This is a genomic window from Jiella pacifica (assembly GCF_010500815.1).
GTDB lineage: Bacteria > Pseudomonadota > Alphaproteobacteria > Rhizobiales > Rhizobiaceae > Jiella > Jiella pacifica.
Map to the genome: position 1 here is coordinate 72,552 of NZ_JAAAMG010000003.1, position 22,076 is coordinate 94,627.

General features: G+C 66.6%; 20 protein-coding genes. 8 read left to right on the plus strand and 12 right to left on the minus strand.

Going from position 1 to position 22,076, the window contains the following annotated elements; all coding sequences use genetic code 11:
• Positions 1 to 852: an ABC transporter permease gene (locus tag GTK09_RS05160; RefSeq protein WP_163461623.1), complete on the minus strand. Its 852-nt coding sequence runs from the start codon at positions 850 to 852 to the stop codon at positions 1 to 3.
• Between the two features lie 568 nt (positions 853 to 1,420).
• On the opposite strand from GTK09_RS05160, the gene GTK09_RS05165 reads away from it, so the two are divergent.
• Positions 1,421 to 2,686 (plus strand): polysaccharide biosynthesis/export family protein, encoded by a 1,266-nt coding sequence (locus GTK09_RS05165; RefSeq protein ID WP_163461624.1) that lies wholly within the window; start codon positions 1,421 to 1,423, stop codon positions 2,684 to 2,686.
• A 210-nt stretch (positions 2,687 to 2,896) separates the two neighbouring features.
• Here GTK09_RS05165 and GTK09_RS05170 read toward each other — a convergent pair whose 3' ends face one another.
• The 10 genes from GTK09_RS05170 to GTK09_RS05215 form a co-directional block, all read right to left on the minus strand.
• Positions 2,897 to 4,021, minus strand: a complete 1,125-nt coding sequence (locus GTK09_RS05170; protein ID WP_163461625.1) for a slr1591 family oxidoreductase — start codon at positions 4,019 to 4,021, stop codon at positions 2,897 to 2,899.
• 101 nt (positions 4,022 to 4,122) lie between these two features.
• Positions 4,123 to 4,290 (minus strand): hypothetical protein, encoded by a 168-nt coding sequence (locus tag GTK09_RS05175; protein ID WP_163461627.1) that lies wholly within the window; start codon positions 4,288 to 4,290, stop codon positions 4,123 to 4,125.
• Positions 4,287 to 6,026 (minus strand): sulfate adenylyltransferase subunit CysN, encoded by a 1,740-nt coding sequence (gene cysN / locus GTK09_RS05180; RefSeq protein ID WP_163461629.1) that lies wholly within the window; start codon positions 6,024 to 6,026, stop codon positions 4,287 to 4,289. The genes GTK09_RS05175 and cysN overlap by 4 nt, the downstream gene beginning before the upstream one ends.
• Positions 6,026 to 6,991: a sulfate adenylyltransferase subunit CysD gene (cysD, locus tag GTK09_RS05185; protein ID WP_281353340.1), complete on the minus strand. Its 966-nt coding sequence runs from the start codon at positions 6,989 to 6,991 to the stop codon at positions 6,026 to 6,028. The genes cysN and cysD overlap by 1 nt, the downstream gene beginning before the upstream one ends.
• Positions 6,992 to 7,431: 440 nt before the next feature.
• Entirely contained in the window at positions 7,432 to 8,184 is a 753-nt protein-coding gene (locus tag GTK09_RS05190; protein WP_246217719.1) for a phosphoadenylyl-sulfate reductase, read from the minus strand.
• Positions 8,181 to 8,690 (minus strand): DUF934 domain-containing protein, encoded by a 510-nt coding sequence (locus GTK09_RS05195; RefSeq protein WP_163461633.1) that lies wholly within the window; start codon positions 8,688 to 8,690, stop codon positions 8,181 to 8,183. The genes GTK09_RS05190 and GTK09_RS05195 overlap by 4 nt, the downstream gene beginning before the upstream one ends.
• Entirely contained in the window at positions 8,690 to 10,378 is a 1,689-nt protein-coding gene (locus GTK09_RS05200) for a nitrite/sulfite reductase (RefSeq protein ID WP_163461635.1), read from the minus strand. The genes GTK09_RS05195 and GTK09_RS05200 overlap by 1 nt, the downstream gene beginning before the upstream one ends.
• A 73-nt stretch (positions 10,379 to 10,451) precedes the next feature.
• Complete coding sequence (locus GTK09_RS05205; RefSeq protein ID WP_246217720.1) at positions 10,452 to 10,805, minus strand: DUF2849 domain-containing protein; 354 nt, start codon at positions 10,803 to 10,805, stop codon at positions 10,452 to 10,454.
• 632 nt (positions 10,806 to 11,437) lie between these two features.
• On the minus strand, positions 11,438 to 11,662 hold the full coding sequence (locus GTK09_RS05210; RefSeq protein WP_163461636.1) for a hypothetical protein: 225 nt from the start codon (positions 11,660 to 11,662) through the stop codon (positions 11,438 to 11,440).
• Between the two features lie 221 nt (positions 11,663 to 11,883).
• Complete coding sequence (locus GTK09_RS05215; RefSeq protein WP_083591026.1) at positions 11,884 to 12,093, minus strand: cold-shock protein; 210 nt, start codon at positions 12,091 to 12,093, stop codon at positions 11,884 to 11,886.
• Positions 12,094 to 12,744: 651 nt separating this feature from the next.
• Here GTK09_RS05215 and GTK09_RS05220 point away from each other — a divergent pair.
• Positions 12,745 to 13,974, plus strand: coding sequence for an ABC transporter substrate-binding protein (locus GTK09_RS05220; RefSeq protein ID WP_163461637.1), 1,230 nt, complete (start codon positions 12,745 to 12,747; stop codon positions 13,972 to 13,974).
• 428 nt (positions 13,975 to 14,402) lie between these two features.
• Here the strand turns inward: GTK09_RS05220 and GTK09_RS05225 are convergent, their stop codons facing one another.
• The gene (locus GTK09_RS05225) at positions 14,403 to 15,617 is read right to left on the minus strand and encodes a ubiquinone biosynthesis hydroxylase (RefSeq protein WP_163461954.1); all 1,215 of its coding nucleotides are present in this window, start codon (positions 15,615 to 15,617) and stop codon (positions 14,403 to 14,405) included.
• Positions 15,618 to 15,769: 152 nt separating this feature from the next.
• Here GTK09_RS05225 and tesB point away from each other — a divergent pair, with 152 nt between their 5' ends.
• The 6 genes from tesB (at position 15,770) to xdhB (ending at position 21,805) form a co-directional block, all read left to right on the plus strand.
• A complete protein-coding gene (gene tesB, locus GTK09_RS05230; RefSeq protein WP_163461638.1) occupies positions 15,770 to 16,633 on the plus strand; it encodes an acyl-CoA thioesterase II in 864 nt (287 codons plus the stop codon).
• A gap of 112 nt (positions 16,634 to 16,745) precedes the next feature.
• Entirely contained in the window at positions 16,746 to 17,075 is a 330-nt protein-coding gene (locus GTK09_RS05235; RefSeq protein ID WP_163461639.1) for a nucleotidyltransferase family protein, read from the plus strand.
• Positions 17,076 to 17,126: 51 nt separating this feature from the next.
• Entirely contained in the window at positions 17,127 to 17,330 is a 204-nt protein-coding gene (locus GTK09_RS28110) for a ribonuclease toxin HepT-like protein (protein ID WP_376767954.1), read from the plus strand.
• Between the two features lie 166 nt (positions 17,331 to 17,496).
• The gene (gene uraH / locus GTK09_RS05240; protein ID WP_163461642.1) at positions 17,497 to 17,856 is read left to right on the plus strand and encodes a hydroxyisourate hydrolase; all 360 of its coding nucleotides are present in this window, start codon (positions 17,497 to 17,499) and stop codon (positions 17,854 to 17,856) included.
• Complete coding sequence (gene xdhA, locus GTK09_RS05245) at positions 17,856 to 19,358, plus strand: xanthine dehydrogenase small subunit (RefSeq protein ID WP_163461644.1); 1,503 nt, start codon at positions 17,856 to 17,858, stop codon at positions 19,356 to 19,358. Before uraH ends, xdhA begins: the two co-directional genes overlap by 1 nt.
• The gene (gene xdhB, locus GTK09_RS05250; protein ID WP_163461956.1) at positions 19,358 to 21,805 is read left to right on the plus strand and encodes a xanthine dehydrogenase molybdopterin binding subunit; all 2,448 of its coding nucleotides are present in this window, start codon (positions 19,358 to 19,360) and stop codon (positions 21,803 to 21,805) included. The genes xdhA and xdhB overlap by 1 nt, the downstream gene beginning before the upstream one ends.
• Positions 21,806 to 22,076 lie beyond the last annotated feature (271 nt).

Genomic DNA, 22,076 nt, shown 5'->3' on the forward strand with positions numbered 1-22,076 from the left:
CTAAGCGACATGGAGATTGCGCTCGGCATGCTTGATGAAAGCCAGCCCGAGCCAGAATGCGATGATGCCACAAACGAAAAGATACCAGCCATCGTAGTAGTAGGTGAGCCGTGGGCCCATGAAGCCGGCCCGGAACATCTCCTGAGCATGTACCATGGGGAACAGCAGGAGGAAGTCGCGGACGCGTTGCGGCATCCAGTCGACCATGTAGAAGGCGCCGGTGAGAGGCAGCATGAAGTACATGACCGGCTGAATCATCCGTTCGATAGGCTTGGACATTTCGACGAGGCCGCCGAGACACAACGCGAAGCCACCGGAAAACAGCGTCATCAGCACCCATGCCAAAACCATCAGCAGCGGGTCGTGGACGAGTTCGACGAAACCGAAGAGATAGAGAAGCAGGTAGCAGAACAGGAACGACAGGAACGTCGAAATCGACTCCATCAGGATTTGGGCGAGGATCGTGTCGAGCACGCGCACATTCTGATGAAAAAGCAGGCCGGTGCTCAGTTTCAGAGCATTCGTGCCGCGGCTGACGATGTGCCGCCAGATCGTCAGCATGGAATAGCCGGTCAGCGCGAAGGCGATCACCGAGACCCCGTGGGTCACCGAGCCCTTCATGACCGACCAGAGGATGATGATCCCGCCGATCAACAGCACGGGCTCGCCGATCAACCACAGGAAACCGATGTTCTCGCGACCATAGCGGGCCATCATGTCGCGGATCATCAGGGCCCTGATCACCCGCCACTGCGTCGCCAATCTCGACAGGAAATCGCGCAACCCATCGCCATATCTGGCGAGGCGAGCGGTGGCATTGCGCCTATCGTTCGTTTCCGTTGCAACTGTCATCGGTCTGCCTCTCAGGACCACCTCGTCACACCAACGACACTTCCGCAGACAGCGGGGCGAGCCGTGCATGGCGGCGCCGAGTTCTTTCCGATACCGGTTCCAAGGCGCTGTCCGCAAGCGCTTCGACGGCAAGGACCATGCCAAGCCGTCCCCGAAGGCGCATATGCAGCGCTTGTGCCGTTTTTGTGATGGCGCGGCCAGCCCGCTGCGACCTGGACGACATTCACTGAACATACCCGGAAATGGGCCGCGACGCGACTGTTGCAGGAAACCAACAGGAGCTCGTCAAACCGGGGATCTGAGGGGGTGACAAAGGCCTGCGTTTACCCTCGGCGCTTCAGGCTGTGGCAGAAGGGTGCCGTGGTCTGCCGGCCGCCGACACTCTCCGGCGCCGACGAGATCCCGGTTTTGCGGGAGATCGAAGGAACGAAGGAGGGTGCCGATGGCCGGTTCGGTGTCCGTCGCAACCCCGCTGCTTCGACGCGCGGGAAGGGGAGTGCGGCTCGAGACCGGCCCCCAGTTGGTGACGACCGGCATTGTGACGACGGGCATAGAGAGGCATTCGAAGATGGCGACGACGCAAGTGAACTCCTCGACGGCGGCGCTGGGCGGGGTGGCCGGGCGGGCGAGGCCGCATCGGCGCGGCGGGGCGCGGGTGGTTCTGGCGGCGCTGGCGGCGGGGCTCCTGTCGGGCTGCGCGGCGCTGCCGGCGGCGGGGCCGACGGCGGGTGCCTTCGTCGGCAATGTCGACGAGACGGCGGTGCAGTGGCGCAACGGCTATCTGCTGGTCCCGGTCGACGACACCGTCCTCGCCTATCAGCAGGAAGAGCCGCGGCCGAGCTTTCGCGGCATCGCCAGCCAGTCGCTGCCCTCCGACACCGGCATCGGCGTCGGCGACGTCGTCCAGGTGACGCTGTTCGAGGCCGGCGTCGGCGGGCTGTTCTCCTCGCTCAATGCCGGCGGCCAGGGCTCGTCCTCGGTGCGTCTGCCCGAGCAGCAGGTCGCCCGCGACGGCTCGATCACCATTCCCTATGCCGGCCGCGTCCGCGTCGCCGGCTCGACCGCCTCGGCCGTCGAGCAACGCATCGTCGCCGCCCTGCGAGATCGCGCCATCGAGCCGCAGGCCGTCGTCGCCGTGGCGCAGGGCAATTCGACGACGGTGACGGTGACCGGCGATGCGGTCACCGGCGCCTCGGTGCCGATCCCGGCCTCCGGGTTGAAGCTGCTCGACCTGATCGCCCGGGTCGGCGGGCCGAAGACGCCGATCTACGAGACCGCCGTGTCGCTCACCCGCGGCGGGCGGACGGTGCAGATGCCGTTCTCCGAACTCGCCAACGATCCGACCGAGGACGTCTATGTGCGCCCCGGCGACGTCGTGCTTCTGACCCGCCAGCCGCGCACCTACGTGGCGCTCGGCGCGACCGGCAAGAGCGACCAGCTGCCGCTGCAGGGCTACGAGATGTCGCTGGCCGAGGCGCTCGCCCAGGTCGGCGGTCTCAACCCCACCCTCGCCAATCCGAAGGGCGTCTTCGTGCTCAGGCGCGAGCCGGGGGCGGAGATGGTCGCCCGCTACGAGGGCCAGGCCTTCACCCGCGCCGGGCCGGGCGAGGACGCCACCCGCCTTGCCGGCGAGATCCCGGTGATCTACCGCTTCGACCTGCGCCAGCCGTCCGGCCTCCTTAACGCCCAGGACTTCCGCATCCACGACGGCGACATGGTCTATGTCGCGACCGCCCCATTCGTCCCGGTCAAGCAGGCCCTCGACGCCTTCTCAGGCGTCGTCTCGCCGGCCCTCTCCGTCGCCAATACCGCGAGCGTCCTGGCGACGCGCTGACCACCCACCGACATCGCGGGGCCGTTCCTGGGGGCGCTTCGCCCGTCCGGCTCGACAGGCCAATCGCCGTGCTGGCCCCATGGGCTGTGACCCGGCCGGCCGGAGACGACGACCGGCGCCGAACCCGGCATCCGGCCCGTCGATCCCGGCGGGCGACGATGGCGGGCCGTGTCCGATGGGCGGACGTTTCGGCGCCCTTGCCAGTCGATATCAAAGCCTGTCGAAGCGAGCGACGAACCGCCGATCGATCCAGTCCTTCAGCCGAAGAAAAAACCGCGACTGGAGCGCGATGCCGTTTCGAACGGCGATCGCCTCGCCGCTCGCAAGCGCAAGCAGCATGAGATAGGCGGTCTGCGCCCGATACCGGCGTAGCGGGCGGGCGAGGGCGGCTCGGCGAAGGTTTTCGGCGAGCACCGGCCCTTGCCGAACCGCGAAGACACCAGCCTTCGGCCGCTCCTGGCCGATCAGGGTGACGCAGTCGCCGGCGGCGAAGAGCGTGTCGTCGTCCTTTGCCTGGAGTGTCGGGCGGACTTCGAGAAAGCCGGCTTCGTCGATGCCGAGGCCGGATCGCCGCAACAACTTCGGCGCGGCGGCCGCCGTCGTCACCAGCGCCGCGTCGGCCGGAACGAGGCGACCATCGTCCAGAACCACGGCTCGCTCCTCGATCCGCGCGGCCCGCCGGCCTTCGACGAGGTCGATCCTCGCCTCGGCGAGCGCATTGCGCGCCAGCCGGCGTCCACGCCCGGGCAGGCCGGCAAGCAGGCCGTTGCCGGCGATCAGGGTGATTGCGACGGACCCGCCATCTCCGGGGATCCGCCCTTCGGCGTCGGCGCGCTTTCGCAAGGCATGAGCGAGCTCGAAGCCCGCCGGCCCGCCGCCAACGACGGCGAGGTTCACGATGCGACCGCTGCGAAGATCGGCGAGAAGCCGGTCCAATTTCTCCCGAAACGTCGAGATCGGCTTGACGATCAGGCAGTGGCTCGCGGCGCCCTCGATCGCCGAGACGTCCGGGACGATGCCGAGGTCGAGGGAGAGCAGCGAATAGGCAACCGGGGAATTATCTTTGACGCGGATCTCGCGCCGCTGCCTGTCGATCGCCGTCGCCTCCCCATGCACGAAGCGCGCACCGGCTCGCTTGGCGAGACGTTCGAGGTCGATCTCGCCGGAGTCGATCGGATACTGGCCCGAGACACGGCCGGGCAGCATGCCGGAATAGGGCGCAAAGGCTTCTTTCGCGACCAGCGTCAGCCGCGCGCCGTCCAGAGGCTTCTTCGCAAAGGCTTCGAGGACGAAGAGATGGGCGTGGCCGCCGCCGATGAGGACGATGTCGCACATGGGCGCAGCCTATGGCCGAACGCGGGACGGGCGGCAAGGCGCGGCGGCGCCGCAGCTGCGCCCGGCTGGGCCGAGGAAGTCCGCCGGAGCGCGGATGTCGCTCAGCCGATGAAGCCGCAGATCACGGCGGCGCAGACGAGCACCGCCGCGGCGAGCTGCAGGAGTTCCATCACCGGCTTCGCCGGCCGATAGCGGCGTCGATCGCCGCCGATCGGGCGAAAGCCGGCCTCTTCCGCGCCGTCGGTAGCCTCGGCGCAGCAGGCCGTCATATGCCGCCTCCCTCGTCGACGACGGTCGGGTCGAGCTTGCGCTCCTCCGGCAGGCGGTCGGCGCCGAAGGCGACCGCGAGGAAGGGCCGCAGCAGGAAGTCCAGCAGCGCCAGCACCGGCACCAGAAGGAGCGGCATCTGGAAGATCAGCGCCAGGAAGCCGACCAGAACGGACCCGGCGATCCGGGCTCTGATCTTCGCCTGCCGGTGTTCGGCCCGGTGCTCTGCGCCGCCGCGAGCCGCCTCGCCGAGCCAGAGATCGGCCAGCCGGGCAAGGCCGGAGCGGTTCTCGGCATGGCCTTCCGGCGCCACGGCTTCGGGCTCGCCGACCGTCCGCACCACGCCGAGCGCCACCGTTTCGTTCGACACCGGATCGATCAGGATGAAGGCGCCGAGATCGCGATTCTCGCCATAGGGCAGAGCCACCACCGGCCGCTCGGCCGTCAGCTTGACGCGGCCGATCTCGTTCATCGTCAGGGCGTCGGCGGGCCTCGTCTCGTAGGAATGGATGTCGATCGCGCCGTCGAGCGAGGACAGCGTCGCCGGCGTTTGGGCGCTGCCGATCTTGACGATCATCCGCCCACCCTTGATCAGCGGCCGGTTCGCCATCCACAGGAGGTCGCCGGAAAAGCTCCGCGAAACGCCGGTCGGCGCATTTGCGGCGGTGATCACGTCGCCGCGCGAGACGTCGATCTCGTCGGTAAGGGTGATCGTCACCGCCTCGCCCGCCTCGGCGCTTGCCACCTCGCCATCCGGGCCGAAGACACCCTTGACGCGGCTGCGTCCGCCCGAGGGAAGGGCGACGATCGCGTCACCCCTGGCGACCTTGCCGCCGACGATCGAGCCGGAGAAGCCTCTGAAGTCGAGATTCGGCCGGTTCACCCACTGCACCGGCAGCCGGAACGGCTCGGCGCCGGCGTCGAAAGTCTCCGGCTCGACGGTTTCGAGCCGTTCGAGCAGGGTCTCGCCGCGATACCAAGGCGTATTCGGCGAAGGCGCCACGATGTTGTCGCCGGCCTTCGCCGAGACCGGCACGAAGGTCACGTCGGTGAAGCCGAGCGTCGGCAGGATCGCCTGGTAGCCGCGCTTGATCTCCTCGAAGCGCGCCTCGGAGTAATCGACGAGATCCATCTTGTTGATCGCGACGATCACCGACTTGATGCCGACCAGCGAGGTGATGAAGGAGTGCCGCCGGGTCTGCGACAGGATCCCTTTTCTGGCGTCGACCAGGATGATCGCCAGCTCCGCCTGGGAGGCGCCGGTCGCCATGTTGCGGGTATATTGCTCGTGACCCGGCGTGTCGGCGATGATGAAGGCGCGATTGCCGGTCGAGAAGTAGCGATAGGCGACGTCGATGGTGATGCCCTGTTCGCGCTCCGCCGACAGGCCGTCGACGAGCAGCGCGAAGTCGAGATCCTCGCCGGTGGTGCCGAATTTCTTGGTATCGCGCTTCAGCGCTTCCATCTGGTCGTCGAAGACCGAGTTGGTCTCGAACAAGAGGCGCCCGATCAGCGTCGACTTGCCGTCGTCGACGGAGCCGCAGGTGATGAAGCGCAGGAGCGAGGCCGCGGGCGAGACGAGCGGCTTCATCGCGCCTTGCGGATCGATCACTTCGCCGTCGGTCGCGCTGTCCGGCGCCGGGCCGGCGAAGGTCTCGTCCTCGAGCGCAGCAGGGATCGAGCCCTGGGCGAGGTCGGCTTCGTCGGGAAGGCGGCGGGCGGTGATGGGGCTCGTCATCAGAAATAGCCTTCCTGCTTCTTCTCTTCCATCGAGGCGCCGGAATCCTGGTCGATCACCCGACCCTGACGTTCGGAAACGCGCGAGGAGCGCATTTCCCCGATGATGTCGTCGAGCGATGCGGCGGAAGATTCCACAGCGCCGGTCAGCGGATAGCAGCCGAGGGTGCGGAAGCGCACCATCATCGTCTCGACGCTCTCGCCGGGCTTCAGCTCCATGCGGTCGTCGTCCTTCATGATCAGCGCACCGTCGCGCCGGATGATCGGGCGCGGCGCGGCGAAATAGAGCGGCACGACGGGAATGTTCTCGATGGCGATGTAGTGCCAGACGTCCTGCTCGGTCCAGTTCGACAGCGGGAAGACGCGGAAGCTCTCGCCCTTCTTCTTGCGGGTGTTGAACAGGCGCCAGGGCTCCGGCCGTTGGTTCTTGGCGTCCCAGCGGTGCTCCGGTGTGCGCAGCGAGAAGACCCGCTCCTTGGCGCGGCTCTTCTCCTCGTCGCGCCGCGCACCGCCGAAGGCCATGTCGAACTTGTACTTGTCGAGCGCCTGCTTCAGCGCCTCGGTCTTCATCACGTCGGTGTGGACGCGCGAACCGGAGGCGAACGGGTTGATCCCGGCCCTGACGCCCTCCTGATTGGTGTGGACGATCAGATCGAGACCGAGCTCCTTCGCCCGCCGGTCGCGGAATTCGATCATCTCCCGGAACTTCCAGGTCGTGTCGACGTGCAAGAGCGGGAAGGGCGGCTTGCCCGGCTTGAAGGCCTTCATCGCGAGATGCAGCATGACGGCCGAATCCTTGCCGATCGAATACAGCATCACCGGATTCTCGGCGCTCGCCGCCGCCTCGCGGATGATGAAGATCGACTCGGCCTCGAGCCGCTGCAGATGGGTCATGTGCTTCATGGTCGAAGCCTTTTCGTTTCGGGCGGCGGCAGTGGGGCCGCAGAGGGGAGTGTCGTCTGTCAGTCAGGGTTTCGCGGGCGGCTCGTTCCCGGTCGTGAAATGCGTCGGCGGAGTGAAAGCTCCCTCATCCTGAGGTGCGAGCCCGGCCAGGCCGGGGGAGCCTCGAAGGGCGAGGGAGCTTTCGCGGGCAGGACTTGGCTGCCTTGAGTGGCATTACGCTGGACCGGTTGGTGCCGAGCGCCCCTCGCCCTTCGAGGCTCGCTGCGCTCGCACCTCAGGATGAGGGGCTACTGGGATGCCGCGCCGAGACTGCGTCCGCTCAAAGAACTCAGATCAGCACTATGCAGGTCCGCTCGTCGTTCGGTCCGCTTTCTGCCCTTTCGGAACTTCCGGCCTCGGAGTTTCGAACGAGCCGCTAGCCAGCGCGCCGCACCGTCGCCCCCTCATCCTGAGGTGCCGCCGGAGGCGGCCTCGAAGGACGAGGGCTGCCGCATGCCTCAGCCTCAGATCCCCGCGCCCTCCGCCACCGCCGTGCGATCCGGCACGTGCAGGCCGCATTCGCGCTTGGTGTCGTCCTCCCACCACCAGCGGCCGGCACGCTCCGGCTCGCCGGGCTGGATCGCCCGGGTGCAGGGGGCGCAGCCGATCGACAGAAAGCCCTTGGCGTGCAGCGCGTTGATCGGCACGTGGTGATCGTCGTTGAAATGGGCGATCTTCTCGCGCGAGAGGTCGAGGAGCGGGTTCGCCTTGATCAGCTTCTTCTGGGTCTCGTAGCTGGCAAAGGCCATGCCGAGCCGGTTCTGCGACTGGTCGCCGCGCAATCCCGTAACCCACGCTGCAGCACCTTCGAGCGCCCGGCCGAGCGGCTCGACCTTCCTGACGCCGCAGCAGTTCAGCCTGAACTCCTTGGCGTAGTAGAAGCCGTCGATCCCCTGTTCCTCGATGAGGTTTTCGAGCGCCTCCGACTTCGGATATTTGGCGTGGATGCGCTTGCCGTATTTTTCCTCCGTCTCCCGCCAGAGATCGTAGGTCTCGGGGAACAGCCGGCCGGTATCGAGGGTGACGACCTCGATCTTGATGGCATTCGAGAAGATCAGATGGGTGAGCATCTGGTCTTCGAGGCCGAGGCTGGTGGTGAAGACGATGCGTCCCTTCACCTTCTCGCGCAGGCTCTTCAGCCGGTCGAGCGGGGAGAGGGCGGCGAATTCGGCGTTCAGCGTCTCGGCGAGAAGGTTCGGATCCTGGATCATGGTCATGCTCCTTTCCGTGCGGCGAGGCGCTTTTGAAGGATGCTCGGGCCGCGTCCGTAACCGCTCTGGTAGTGCTCGCTCATCGTGTCCTTGGCGGCCATCCACTGCTGTACCGGCTGCCGGTTTGCCATGGTCTCCGGCAATTCCACCTCGGTGAAGCCGCAGGCCAGCGCATCGGCGAACTCGTCGGCGATCAGCGGGCCGGAGGCGCGCAGCGTCCCCGAAAAACCCTCGCGCACGATCTTCTTCACCAAAGAGAAGCCGCGGCCGTCGGCAAAGGCCGGAAACTCGACGGCGACGAGCGAAGCCTTGGCGAGATGCGGCTTCACGTCCTCGATCGGCGCCGACCCGGGGAGGGAGACGCCGAACTCGGTATCCGGCCGGGCGGTGGCGAATTCATCGGCGATCGCCAACGGGATCAGCACCGGGCCCTCCACGGCGAGCGCCGCCTCGATCGTGTCGGCGCGGGTGAAGCGATCCTCGACCGCGCCGGCTTCTGTGATCAGCGTCATTATTCGGCCGCCTCGTGCTGCGCCGTCCGGCTTTCGATGAAGGCCGCGAAGCCCGCCTTGAAGGGCTCCGCCCCGGTGCGGCGCACGGTCTCGATGAAGCTTTCCTCGCCGGTCTTCTCCGCGAGATAAGTCTCGACGATCGCCTCGATCGCCGCCGGCACGTCCTCGGCGTCGATGCCGGGGCCGAGCCGCTCGCCCAGACTGGCATGCTCGGTCGCGTCGCCGCCGACGGTGATCTGGTAGTTTTCGCGGCCGCCCTTTTCGAGGCCGAGAATGCCGATCGCGCCGACATGGTGATGGCCGCAGGCATTGATGCAGCCGGAGATCTTGATCGGCAGCTCGCCGATCGCCTTCTGGCGCTCCTGATCGGCGAAGGTCTTGGCGATCGCCTGGGCGATCGGGATCGACTTCGCCGTCGCCAGCGCACAGTAGTCGAGGCCCGGGCAGGCGATGATGTCGGTGATCAGACCGGCATTGGCCGAGGCGAGGCCCGCCGCCTTGAGCGCTGCATGCACGGCCGGGAGGTCATCCTTCCTCACATGCGGCAGAACGAGGTTCTGCGAGTGAGTGACGCGGAACTCGTCGAAGGAATATTTCTCGGCGATGTCCGCGAAGGCGCGCATCTGGTCGGCGCTCATGTCGCCGGGCACCGCGCCGATCTCCTTCAGCGCGATGGTCAGCGCGATGTAGCCCGGTTGCTTGTGCTCGAAGGAATTCTGCGCGACGAAGCGGTCGAGCTCGGGATCGATCGCCCGCGCCTGTTCCAGCACCTGCGACGTCTCCGGCAGGTCCTCATAGGTCGGGGCCGCGAAATAGGCGGCGATCCGCTCGACCTCTTCCTCCGGCGCATTGATCGTCGGCCCGTCGAGCTTGGCATATTCCTCCTCGACCCGGGCGCGGAACTCCTCCTCGCCGGTCTCGTGGACGAGAATCTTCACCCGCGCCTTGAACTTGTTGTCGCGCCGGCCTTCCGAGTTGTAGACCCGCATGACCGCTTCGAGATAGGCGAGCAGCTCGTCCTTCGGCAGGAACTCCCGCACCACCTTGCCGATCATCGGGGTGCGGCCGAGGCCGCCGCCGACGATGACCTCGTAGCCGACTTCGCCTTGATCGTTGCGCTTCAGCTTCAGGCCGATGTCGTGGACCTTGATCGCCGCGCGGTCGTGCTCGGCGCCGGTGACGGCGATCTTGAACTTCCTCGGCAGCCAGACGAATTCCGGATGAAGGCTCGACCACTGGCGGATCAGCTCGGCCGTCGGCCGCGGATCCTCGACCTCGTCCTTGGCGACGCCGGCGAACTGGTCGCTCGTGACGTTGCGGATGCAGTTGCCGGAGGTCTGGATGCAGTGCATCTCGACGTCGGCGAGGAGGCCGAGAATGTCCGGCACGTCCTTCAGCTTCGGCCAGTTGAACTGCAGGTTCTGGCGCGTGGTGAAGTGGCCGTAGCCCTTGTCGTAGGTCTCGGCGATATGGGCAAGCATGCGCAGCTGCCGCGAGTTCAGCGTGCCGTAGGGCACGGCGATGCGCAGCATGTAGGCGTGGAGCTGGAGGTAGAGGCCGTTCTTCAGGCGCAGCGGCTTGAACTCGTCCTCGGACAGGGAGCCGTCGAGGCGGCGCTCCACCTGGCCGCGGAACTGGGCGACGCGTTCGCGCACGAAACGTTCGTCGAATTCGTCGTAGCGGTACATTCAAGCGTCCTTTGTCGTCTGTCTTCGGCGTTCGCCGCGCCGTCGGGCCAGCGCGGCCGGCATCGAACCCGGCTCAGTCGAGCGGCGTGAACTCGGCCTGCTTGCCCATGTCGGGATGGATCGAGGGGCCCTTCTGGCGCATGGCGTCACGAAAATGCCGGGCGACGGGCAGGCCATGGTCGGTGAGGTCGACGGGCACGAGATAGGGATCGATGACGGTGTTCGCGGCCGCGGCCGCCTTACCCTCGGCCTCCATCACGGCGGCGGTCTCTGCGTCGTGGGCGATTTTCGCGGCGGTCGGATCCATCGTCCAGCCGCTGTCGCCGAGGAAGACCGTGTCGCCTTCGAGGAGATGGCTTGCCATCAGGATTGCCGGCAGCTTGTCGCCGCGAACCTTCGATCCCGCCCGGTGGTCCTTCGCCATCATTCGTCTCCGTCTCGTATCAGGGGCGCTCACGCGGTGCCGCGATGAATGCGCAACACGCGCTGTCGCGCCAAAGTCGCCCGCTACAGCGCCCGTCGCGATCGCAACCGCCGGGCCTGCCAGTCAGGTGATGTTCTAGATAGGCCGGAACGGGCTCGCGATCACCGATGGTGATTGCCTTGTCGGGTCGCTGAGGGAAACAAATTTCCCGGTGGACGGAGATGCGGGGAAGATTCGTGCGAGAGAGGGGGACTACTCCAGCTCCGTCGGAGCGACGCCGCCGAGGGAGCATCCAGCCGCACCCGCGGCTGTCCGTCCGGGCCGGTGGCAGCGTCGAAGGCGGTCGCATGCGCAAACCGCTCGTTCGGCCATGATCGGCGACGATGAGGGAAGCTCCACCGTTTTCACGATCGTTTCATCGATCGCATGAGGACGGGAGCGAATTCGGCTGGATGGAGCGGAAGGCGATGATCGCCGACGGCCGATGACTGCCGCGAGGAGCTGCAGAGACGTCCGGCAAGGCTCGCGGGCCACGGCGGCGGCTACGAGGCGTGTCTGCGAACGGTCGTCCAAAACCGCGGAGCGACCGTTCCGTCCGGTGGCGATGTCAATTCGGAGTGCGGCAGTCTGGCCCGTCAGGTGCGACCGCGCTTGATCTTCTTTTTCGGCTCGCGCTTGGCCGGTGCTGCGACGGGAGTCTCGTCCGCCTCCTGGGCGATCCGCAGGGCCTTCAGCCGCGCCGATTTCTCCCGGGTCGCGTCCGATTCCTGCTGGATGAGGGTCATTGCCGACCCTTTTTCATGGCGATCCGCCGGCGCGCCGAAAACTCGTTCGGCCCGTGCAAGGACTTTCTCGTTCATGATCGTCTCGCTTTCTCGTGAGCCGGCCGCAGCCATGAACATAGGGCGTCAGGCGGCTTTCGAACAGCCGCAGCCCCAGTGGTTTTTCAGGCTCTCGACGCGTCGCATGAGCGACGTGCGCCGGCCGGCAGACAATAAAAAAGGCCGGGCGGACCCGACCTTCCTTCGTCACTCACGCGCGCTGCCAGTACATCCGTGGTCAGCGCTCCAGAGTGAATGGCTCAGACTGCCTGCAGATTGTCGGCCGAGGAACGGCCGGTGCGGCGGTCGGTGACCACTTCGAACTGCAGCTTCTGGCCCTCGACGATGGTGCCGAGGCCAGCGCGCTCGACGGCAGTGGCGTGGACGAAAACGTCCGTCGCGCCGCCTTCCGGAGCAATGAAGCCGAAGCCCTTTTGAGTATTGAAGAACTTAACGGTTCCGACGGGCATGACGATCTCCTTCGTATCGACATAGTGATGTGGAGTGGACCGAGTGCCCATTCCTTGGCTTTTCGATTTTGAAGAGAAGATCAGTCGGTGCGCCTCTGTCCGATAGGGATGCCCTGAGGCACCTGATGCCGAAGCGGCTGGCGCGGAACCGAAATTTTACAAGCAAGATCGATGGGACTTATATGACCGCTGATTGTGGCCAGCGCAAGGCGGGTAGGCAGTTTATTTTCCCGGGCGATGCCAGGAGCCACGGCGTGGCGGCTCCGCCTGAGCCCTTCACGCGCGGCCCTTCATGCGCCGAATGTGAGCTCAGTTCGCCGACTGTGGGGGGCGTTCGGCGTTCGGTCTGCTCCCTCGACGCCAAGGCCGGATGAACAAGGCACCCTGAGCGACTTCCCTGTAACCACGCTGCCCCTTCGTCCCTCAGCGACTTCGCGATCTGTGCGGCGCGGTGAAGATCCTGCGCCCGGCCGGCGAGGAGATCGCTGGCATCGAAGGCCTCGGATCGACCGATTTGCCCTGGCGGCAGGAGCCGGTCACTATGGCGCCGGGCATCGGGGCGTGCTCGACGCTTCAATCCGCGCAAAGCGTGAATGTGAGCGGCGACCGGTCGTCAGACAGCCCAAAGGGTTTTCTTGGGAGGAAAGCAGCATGAAATTTCTGAAAACGGTTCTTCTGGCCGGCGCCGCGACGGCGCTGGCAGGTGCGGCCAGCGCTCAGGACGGGGGCGGCATCAGCAACGACGCCGTCAAGATCGGCATGATCCTTGACATGTCCGGCGCCTATTCATCGCTCGACGGTCAGGGCTCGGTCGCCGCCGTCCAGATGGCGATCGACGAGATGGGCGGAACGTTGGGCGGCAAGCCGATTGAGCTTTTGTCGGCCGATCACCAGAACAAGTCGGACATCGGCACCAGCATCGCCCGGCAATGGGCCGACCAGGACAATGTCGACCTGATCCTTGGCGGGGCGAACTCCGGCGTCGGCATCGCGCTGCAGGGCATCACCGCCGAGAAGAACGTCGCCTACATCAACAATGGCGGCGCCTCCAACGCGCTGACCAACGAGAACTGCGCCCCCGAGACGGCGCTGCACTGGACCTACGACACCGATGCTCTCGCCAACGGGACGGCGGTGGCGATGGTGAAGGAGGGCAACAAGTCCTGGTACTTCATCACCGCCGACTACACCTTCGGCCACAATCTCGAAAAGACCGCGGCCAACGCCGTGAAGGCGAATGGCGGCGAGGTCGTCGGCCAGGTTGCCGCGCCGTTCCCGACGGCGGACTTCTCGTCCTTCCTCTTGCAGGCGCAAGGTTCGGGCGCCCAGGTGATCGGCCTTGCCAATGCCGGCACCGACACCCAGAACTCGGTCAAGCAGGCGCAGGAATTCGGCATCGTCCAGAGCGGCCAGAAGCTCGCATCGCTCCTGCTCTTCATCACCGACGTCGACGCGCTCGGCCTCGACGCGGCGCAGGGGCTGACGCTGACCACGGGCTTCTACTGGGACTTCGACGCCAAGGCGCGGGAATGGAGCGCCAAATACGAGGAGAAGACCGGCTCGAAGCCCTCTATGGTGCAGGCCGGCATGTATTCCTCGGCGCTGCAATATCTGAAGGCCGTGGACGCGGCCGGAACCGACGATCCGAAAAAGGTCATCGCGCAGCTGAAGACGATGCCGATCGAGGATGCCTTCGCCCGCAACGGCAAGGTCCGCGCCGATGGTCTGATGGTCCACGACATGTATCTCGCCCAGGTCAAGACCCCGGGCGAGAGCAAGGAAAAGTGGGACTACTACAAGATCATCCGCACGATCCCGGGCGACCAGGCTTTCCAGTCGATCGAGGATGGTTTGTGCGAGGTGGCGAAGAAGGCTCAGTGATGTGACAAAGGATGGCCAGGGGTTCGCGGGCTCTTCGGCTCGCGGGCCACGTCGGTCTTGCGCGCGTCCCAAACGCTTGCGGTCGCTTCGAGAGGCCGGACCGCTGCGTCCGTAGCCAAATGTGCGTCGGCATCGTGACCGGAAGATCGGGGGGCTGATCGAACCCGGTCAAGATCGTCGCACTCGTCCGTAACCGATCACCTGGTTGCTCTAAGTTGAAGAAGGCGCAAAGGCGTCAGAACCTCGTCATCCCGGGCTTGACCCGGGATCCATTCCAAATCTTTCGAGCTGCCAAACCGCATTCAACCAGAGAGCCCATCCTGAACCGGATCGGCGCTTACCCGCTGAGGAATGGATCCCGGGTCAAGCCCGGGATGACGAGGTGTCGAGGGCTTCGGCTATGCGGAGCGGTCGTAGTGCCGCCATGCTCAGATCGCCTCGCCCCTCAGCAACCTCGGGCTCGGTCCCTTGGTCAGCCCCGCCGCCTGGCCGATGAAGAAGTCCTTCAGCGCCGGTGCCCGGTCGACCAGCGACAGGCCGAAGGAGCGGGCCATGCGCAGGACGGTGTTGTCGTTGGAGAACAAGCGGTTCAACACGTCGGTGGTGACGCCCATCTGCAGCGTGTCGAAGCGCCGCCAGCGCTGGTAGCCCTCGAGGACGTCGAGGGCGCCGATGTCGAGGCCGCGGCGTTCGGCGTCGACGACGGTCTCTGCCAGCGCCGCGGCGTCCTTGAAGCCGAGATTGAGGCCCTGGCCGGCGATCGGATGGATGCCGTGGGCGGCGTCGCCGGCGAGCGCGATGCGCGGCCGCACGAACTCCCGGGCGAGCGTCAGCCCGAGCGGGAAGGCCCGCTTCGGTCCTTCGACGGTGAGGGCGCCGAGCTTGTGGCCGAAACGCTGTTCGAGTTCGGTCTCGAAGACCATGTCGTCGGAGGCGACCAGCCGCTCGGCCTCGCGGGTCGGCTCGGTCCAGACCAGCGAGGAGCGGTTGCCCTTCAAAGGCAGGATGGCGAAGGGTCCGGAGGGCAGGAAATGCTCCTCGGCCCGGCCTTCGTGCGGGCGCTCGTGGGCGACGGTGGTAACGATGCCGGACTGGCCGTAGTCCCAATGCAAGGTTCGGATGCCGGCCATGTCGCGGATCGCCGACTTGACGCCGTCGCAGGCGACGAGCAGCCGCGCGCCGAGCGCATTGCGATCGGACAGCCGGACCTCGACATGGCCTACGCTTTCGGAGATGCCCGAAACGGCGACGCCCTGGCGGATTGCGATCCCGAGTTCTTCCGCCCGTCGTCTGAGCGCGCCGTTGAGGGCGACGTTCGGCATCATGTGGGCGAAGGGCTCGCCTGGGCGCGCCTCGCCGCCGAAGGTGAGGAAGACCGGGCGGACGGCGTCGCCGGTCCTGGAATCGGTGACGATCATCTCGGTGATCGGCTGGGCCTCGGCCTCGATCTCACGCCAGATCTGCAGCTGGGTGAGCATGCGGACGGCGGCGGCGGCGATCGCCGAAGCGCGGCCGTCCCGCTCCCAGACGCCCGCGGGCGCGGCGTCGACGATGGTGACGGCAAGATGCGGCGCCGCCTGCTTGATCGCGACGGCCGTGGTCAGGCCGACATAGCCGGCGCCGGCGACGAGGACGTCGACCATCTCGGCGGGGGTCTCGAAGGGAGTGTCGCTCATCGTCGTCTCGTTTCTCACGCTTGATCTCGTGCCGGCTGCGGGCCGACAATGGGGCGAGGCTTTGCCATGCCTCCGGGCACGCTATACGAGAATGGCGAAACCCGACGGAGTATCTATGGATGACCGAACCCGTTGAACAGCTTCTGGCCGTTCTCGACCTCGAAAAACTCGAAGAGGACCTGTTCCGCGGCACCAGCCCGGATGTCGGCTGGCAGCGGGTGTTCGGCGGCCAGGTGATTGCCCAGGCCCTGTCTGCGGCGATCCGCACGGTGCCGCAGGAGCGGACCTGCCACTCGCTGCATTCCTATTTCCTGCGGCCGGGCGATCCCAAGGTGCCGATCGTCTACACCGTCGACCGGATCCGCGACGGCGGCTCCTTCACCACCCGCCGGGTGGTCGCGATGCAGCACGGCGAGGCGATCTTCTCGCTTTCGGCCTCGTTCCAGAGATACGAGGAGGGCTTCGAGCATCAGATCACCATGCCGGACATCCCGAAGCCCGACGAACTGCCGCATGGCGAGGCCTTGGAGGAAATCCTGAAGAACGCCCCGAGCGCCGTTCAACGCTATTGGAAGCGGCCGCGGGCGATCGAGTTCCGTCCCGTCGTGCTCGACCACTACATTTCCGGCCGGAAGCTCGACCCGTATCAGCATGTCTGGGTGCGCTGCCGCGGCGAGATTGGCGACGATCCGGTGACCAATACCGTCGTCCTCGCCTATCTTTCCGACATGACGCTGCTCGACACGGCGCTCTTCGCCCACGGCCTGTCGGTCTTCGACGAGCGGGTCCAGGCGGCGAGCCTCGACCATGCCATGTGGTTTCACCGCCCGGCGCGGGTCTGCGACTGGATGCTCTACACACAGGATTCGCCGTCCTCCTCCGGCGGCCGGGGCCTGACCCGCGGCTCGCTCTACGGCCTCGACGGCACGCTGATCGCCTCGGTCGCGCAGGAGGGGCTGATCCGACCGCGGCGGCAGGAATAGGCGGCTGGCCGGGCAAAGCGGTGTGCCACGTCTCGAACAGCCTCGGCCGCAACTTGCGGAAATGCGCAAATGGCGCCAAAGCCATCAGGTCGAAACCATCGGGTTCGTCGCCATGCAGGTCACTACCCTCACTGAGCGAAAGGCGAGCGAGGCGGCGCGCCGCGAGCGCGCGGCGGAGGCGGTCGTCGACGCCCTCGCGGCCTACGCCCGAGGAAAAGGCGGCACCTTCACCGTCTTCGGATCCTATGTGACGAAGACCATGCGTTTCGACAGCGATCTCGACATTCTCGTCGATTTTCCGGCGGACCGGTCGGCCGAGGCCTGGGATTTCGTCGAGGAGACCTCTGCCCTCCATCGGATCCCGGCGGACATTCACGACGCGCGGACGATGACGGCGCCGTTCCTTGGACGGGTGCGCGCCAAGGGTGTGGTCGTTCCATGAGCGATACGCGCTGGAGCGAGGTCGAGGACGAGGTCTCGGCCGCCTGCAGCCATTCGGGTCAGGCCGGCGATCCTGCCGGCCGACGTCGCCAGGGATGTCGACGAATCGCGCCGGTTCAGGCACCGGGCGACCCACGACTACGACAATTTCGAACCCGCCCTCGCGGGTCCGTCGATCGAGGCGGCCCGGCGGCTTGCCACGACATTGATGGATGCGGTCGAAGATTTTCGCAATATCGTCGATCCGTCGCCGTAGCAAAGCTGAATGGGGGCTAGCGGCGCGTCGCCGGCTCCGGGACTTCGCCTCGGCCCTTCCGGGGCAGGATTTCGCCCGCCAAGTCCATGCTGAGTCTGTGCTTGCGCCTGTGTCGTTTTACGGTGCAAATTGCTGACCGAATGGTCAAATTTCAAAGGGTGCCTTCATGCCGGATGCGGCGCGGCTCACCACACATGTCCTCGACACGATGCTGGGCCGGCCTGCCGCCGGCATCCGCATCGAGCTCGCGCGTTTCGCCGATGGCGCGGTGCAGCCGCTGAAGACGGTAACCACCAATTCGGACGGGCGGGTCGATACGCCGCTGCTGTCCGGTCAGGAGATGCAGCCGGGCGAATACGGGCTGACCTTCTTCGTCGCCGAATATTTCCGTGGCCTCGGCGTCGATCTGCCCGAGCCGGCATTTCTCGATGTCGTGCCGATCCGCTTCGGCATCGCCGAGCCGGCGCATTATCACGTGCCGCTGCTCGTCTCCCCCTACGCCTATTCGACCTACAGGGGCAGCTGATGGCGCAGGCGACGACCCCGGCGAGCCGGCCGATCCGCTTCGTCCTCAACGGCGAGACGCGGGAGGTGTCGGATACGCTCCCGACGACGACGCTGCTCGACTATCTGCGTGGCCCCGAGCGACTGACCGGCACCAAGGAGGGCTGCGCCGAGGGCGATTGCGGCGCCTGCACGGTGCTCCTCTGCGAGCCGGACGGCGATGGCGGCATCGCCCGCCGCTCGGTCAATTCCTGCATCCAGTTTCTGCCCGCCATGAACGGCCGGGCGGTCGAGACCATCGAGCATCTCGGTCGGGACGGGCCGACGCCGCTGCAGGTGGCGATGGTCGAGAACCATGCCAGCCAGTGCGGCTTCTGCACCCCCGGCTTCGTCATGCAGCTGCATTCCGCTTGGCTCACCGGCGCGCTCACCGATCGCCAGTCGGTGAAGGACGTCATCTCCGGCAATCTCTGCCGCTGCACCGGCTACGGCCCGATCGTCGAGGCGGGGCTGGAACTCGCCGCAGAGCCCGTGCCGGACACCGGCGAAGCGGATGCAGAGCTGTCGACACGCCTCACTGAGCTCGAAGGCGAGGGCATCTTTGCCTATGAGGCCGGCGGTGGTCGCTGGTTCGCGCCGACCAATGTCGACGATCTCGCCGACACCTATGCCGCCCATCCCGAGGCGATCCTCGTTGCCGGGGCGACCGACGTCGGGCTCTGGGTGACGAAGCAGTACCGCGAGCTGCCGCTCTTGATCGACGTGTCCAAGGTCCGCGACCTGATGATGATCGAGGAGCGGCAGGACAAGGTCTATCTCGGCGCGTCCGTCACCCACCGGGCGGCCCAGGCGGTTCTCGGATCGATCCATCCGGATCTCGGCGAGATGCTCAGGCGGTTTGCCGGCGCGCAGATCCGCAATGCCGGGACGATCGGCGGCAACATCGCCAACGGCTCGCCGATCGGCGACCTGCCGCCCTGTCTCATCGCGCTCGGCTCACGGCTGTTCCTGAGGAAGGGCGACGATCTGCGCATCCTGCCGGTGGAGGATTTCTTCATCGACTACGGCCGGCAGGACCGGGCGAAAGGCGAGTTCGTCGCCGCCATCGAGGTACCGCGGCTCGGCGACGACCAGCGCTTCTTCGCCCACAAGATCTCGAAGCGCTTCGACAGCGACATTTCGGCGGTGATGGCCGCCTTCTGCCTGACCTTCGACGGCGACGTTGTCCGCGAGGCACGGCTCGCCTTCGGCGGCATGGCGGGCGTCCCGAAGCGGGCCAGGGAGGCGGAGGCGGCGCTCGTCGGCCGGCCGTTCGACGCGGCGGCGGCTGGTGACGCCATGGCCGCGATGGCGGGGGATTTCTCGCCGCTGACGGACATGCGGGCGACCGGCGGATACCGGCTGAAGACGGCGCAGAACCTGTTGAAGCGCTTTCAGCTCGAACAGGCGGGCGCCGTCTCCGGCCGCATCGCCGTCATCGGCCCGCAGGCGCTCGACCTTCAGGCGATCGGCGGGGCGGCATGATGGACGAGACTCGCATCCAGGACCGTTCCGGCGCCGGCCAGCCGGCTCTTGCCGAACTGAACGAGCGGCCGCCGACCCACGAGGCGAAGATCAGGGGCGGCGTCGCGGCGGCCATCGCCCATGACAGCGGCATGAAGCACGTCACCGGCGCCGCCCGCTACGCCGACGACGAGCCGGAACTGCCGGGCACGCTGCAGGTGTTCATCGCCATGTCGGCGCACGCCCATGCGCGCATCGTCCGGCTGGACGTTTCGGCGGTGCGGGCCGCCCCGGGCGTCGCCGCCGTGCTCACCGCCGAGGACATTCCCGGCCAGAACGACTATTCGCCGGTTTTCGGCGACGACCCGATCTTTCCGCCGCTGACGGGGGACGGGGCGGTCGTGCAATATGTCGGCCAGCCGATCTTCGCCGTGGCGGCCGAGACCGAGCGCGCGGCCCGCTCTGCGGCGAAGCTTGCCGTGGTCGACTATGAGGACCTGCCGGCGGCGATCTCGATCGACGACGCGGTCGCCCATGCCGATGCCGCCGGCGAGGATCTTTTGCCGGCTTACGAGATGAGGCTCGGCGATGCGGCCGCAGCGCTGGAAGCGGCGCCGATGCGGGCGAAGGGTCGGATCGAAATCGGCGGCCAGGATCATTTCTATCTCGAAGGCCAGATCGCCACGGCCGCGCCGATGGAAGACGGCGACGTCTTCGTGCGCTCCTCCACCCAGCATCCCTCGGAGGTCCAGCACAACGTCGCCAAGATGCTGGGCCGGCCCGACCATGCGGTGACGGTGGAGCTCAGGCGCATGGGCGGCGGCTTCGGCGGCAAGGAGAGCCAGCCGGCGCTGTTTGCCGCCGTCGCCGCTCTCGTGGCGGTCAAGACCGGGCGGCCGGCGAAATGCCGGCTCGACCGCGACGACGACATGGAGATGACCGGCAAGCGCCACGAGCTCAGGATCGACTACGATCTCGGCTTTAGCGAAGACGGGACAATCCGCGCCGCCGATTTCTCCCATTTCGTGCGCTGCGGCTATTCGCGCGATCTGTCCGCCGCCATCGCCGACCGGGCGATGTTCCACGCCGACAACGCCTACGACCTGAAGGCGGCGCGCATCCATTCCCGTCGGCTGAAGACTCACACGGTCTCCAACACCGCCTTCCGCGGCTTCGGCGGGCCGCAGGGGATGGTCGGCATCGAGCGGGCGATGGACGAGATCGCCTTCCTCACAGGGCTCGATCCGCTCGACGTGCGCAAGCGCAACTTCTATCCCGGCGCCGGAGAAGAGCCCGTCGTCACGCCCTACCACATGCCCGTCACCGATAGCGTCATCGGCGAGATCGTCGACGAGTTGGAAGCCTCGTCCGACTACCGCGCGAGGCGCGAGGCGGTGAAGGCCTTCAATTCCCGGAACGCCATCCTCAAGAAGGGTCTCGCCCTGACGCCGGTGAAATTCGGCATCTCCTTCACCACCACCCATCTCAACCAGGCCGGCGCCCTCGTCCATGTCTACAAGGACGGCTCGGTGCATCTGAACCACGGCGGCACCGAGATGGGGCAGGGGCTGTTCGTCAAGGTGGCGCAGGTCGTCGCCGAGGAGTTCCAGATCGACCTCGAGAAGGTGAAGATCACCGCGACGACGACGGCCAAGGTGCCGAACACCTCGGCGACGGCCGCCTCTTCGGGTTCGGACCTCAACGGCATGGCGGCCCAGAACGCCGCCCGCACCATCAAGGACCGGCTGATCGATTTTGCCGCAGAGCGCTATCACGTGCCGCGCGACCAGGTGGTGTTCCAGCCGAACCGCGTCTTGATCGGCAACATGGAGAAGCGTTTCTCCGACCTCGTCGGCGAGGCCTATCTCGCCCGCATCTCCTTGTCCTCGACGGGCTTCTACGCCACCCCCGAGATCACTTACGACCGGGAGGCGGCGAGCGGCCGGCCGTTCTACTACTTCGCCTATGGGGCGGCCTGTTCGGAAGTCGTGATCGACACGCTGACCGGCGAATACCGGCTCCTGCGCGCCGACATTCTCCATGACGTCGGCAAGTCGCTCAATCCGGCGATCGACATGGGCCAGATCGAGGGCGGCTTCATCCAGGGGATGGGCTGGCTGACCACGGAAGAGCTCTGGTGGGACGACAAGGGCCGCCTGAAGACCCACGCCCCCTCCACTTACAAGATCCCCACCGCCAACGACCGGCCGGACGACTTCCGCATCAGGATCTGGGAGAAGGGCGAGAACCGCTCCGAGACCGTCTATCGGTCCAAGGCCGTCGGCGAGCCGCCCTTCATGCTGGCGATCTCGGTGTTCTCGGCGCTGACCGACGCGGTGTGTGCTGCGGGGGAGGGAAAGGCGTTCCCGCGGCTCGACGCGCCGGCGACGCCGGAGCGGGTGCTGTGGGCGGTGGAAGCCGTGCGGGGCGGGTGGCAGCCTGGAGCGCTGGATGCTTCGGAAACTTGAACCGATGGCCGCGAGGCACCCCCCTCTGTCCTGCCGGACATCTCCCCCACAAGGGGGGAGATCGGCAGCTTGGCAGTTCGGTGCGTCCTCATATCCGTTCGAGCCATGGGAACCGATTCTGCAGCAGGCCTCATCAATCGAAGGAAGAGCGCTGCGTCGGCGCAAGATCGATCTCCCCCCTTGTGCGGGAGATGTCCGGCAGGACAGAGGGGGGTACCGCGGGGCACGGATGCCCGACAGGCGAGAAGGCCGCCGCGTCAGGTTCGGCGTC

Coding starts and splice junctions, on each gene's coding strand:
- GTK09_RS05225 (WP_163461954.1), bottom strand. CDS start 15,617: ATGGTCGACGTCCTCGTCGCCGGCGCCGGCTATGTCGGCCTGACCACG.
- GTK09_RS05210 (WP_163461636.1), bottom strand. CDS start 11,662: ATGAACGAGAAAGTCCTTGCACGGGCCGAACGAGTTTTCGGCGCGCCG.
- GTK09_RS05220 (WP_163461637.1), top strand. CDS start 12,745: ATGAAATTTCTGAAAACGGTTCTTCTGGCCGGCGCCGCGACGGCGCTG.
- GTK09_RS05165 (WP_163461624.1), top strand. CDS start 1,421: ATGGCGACGACGCAAGTGAACTCCTCGACGGCGGCGCTGGGCGGGGTG.
- GTK09_RS05235 (WP_163461639.1), top strand. CDS start 16,746: ATGCAGGTCACTACCCTCACTGAGCGAAAGGCGAGCGAGGCGGCGCGC.
- GTK09_RS05190 (WP_246217719.1), bottom strand. CDS start 8,184: ATGACCATGATCCAGGATCCGAACCTTCTCGCCGAGACGCTGAACGCC.
- GTK09_RS05195 (WP_163461633.1), bottom strand. CDS start 8,690: ATGACGCTGATCACAGAAGCCGGCGCGGTCGAGGATCGCTTCACCCGC.
- GTK09_RS05205 (WP_246217720.1), bottom strand. CDS start 10,805: ATGATGGCGAAGGACCACCGGGCGGGATCGAAGGTTCGCGGCGACAAG.
- xdhB (WP_163461956.1), top strand. CDS start 19,358: ATGGACGAGACTCGCATCCAGGACCGTTCCGGCGCCGGCCAGCCGGCT.
- xdhA (WP_163461644.1), top strand. CDS start 17,856: ATGGCGCAGGCGACGACCCCGGCGAGCCGGCCGATCCGCTTCGTCCTC.
- tesB (WP_163461638.1), top strand. CDS start 15,770: ATGACCGAACCCGTTGAACAGCTTCTGGCCGTTCTCGACCTCGAAAAA.
- GTK09_RS05175 (WP_163461627.1), bottom strand. CDS start 4,290: ATGACGGCCTGCTGCGCCGAGGCTACCGACGGCGCGGAAGAGGCCGGC.
- GTK09_RS05200 (WP_163461635.1), bottom strand. CDS start 10,378: ATGTACCGCTACGACGAATTCGACGAACGTTTCGTGCGCGAACGCGTC.
- cysN (WP_163461629.1), bottom strand. CDS start 6,026: ATGACGAGCCCCATCACCGCCCGCCGCCTTCCCGACGAAGCCGACCTC.
- uraH (WP_163461642.1), top strand. CDS start 17,497: ATGCCGGATGCGGCGCGGCTCACCACACATGTCCTCGACACGATGCTG.
- GTK09_RS05160 (WP_163461623.1), bottom strand. CDS start 852: ATGACAGTTGCAACGGAAACGAACGATAGGCGCAATGCCACCGCTCGC.
- GTK09_RS05170 (WP_163461625.1), bottom strand. CDS start 4,021: ATGTGCGACATCGTCCTCATCGGCGGCGGCCACGCCCATCTCTTCGTC.
- GTK09_RS05215 (WP_083591026.1), bottom strand. CDS start 12,093: ATGCCCGTCGGAACCGTTAAGTTCTTCAATACTCAAAAGGGCTTCGGC.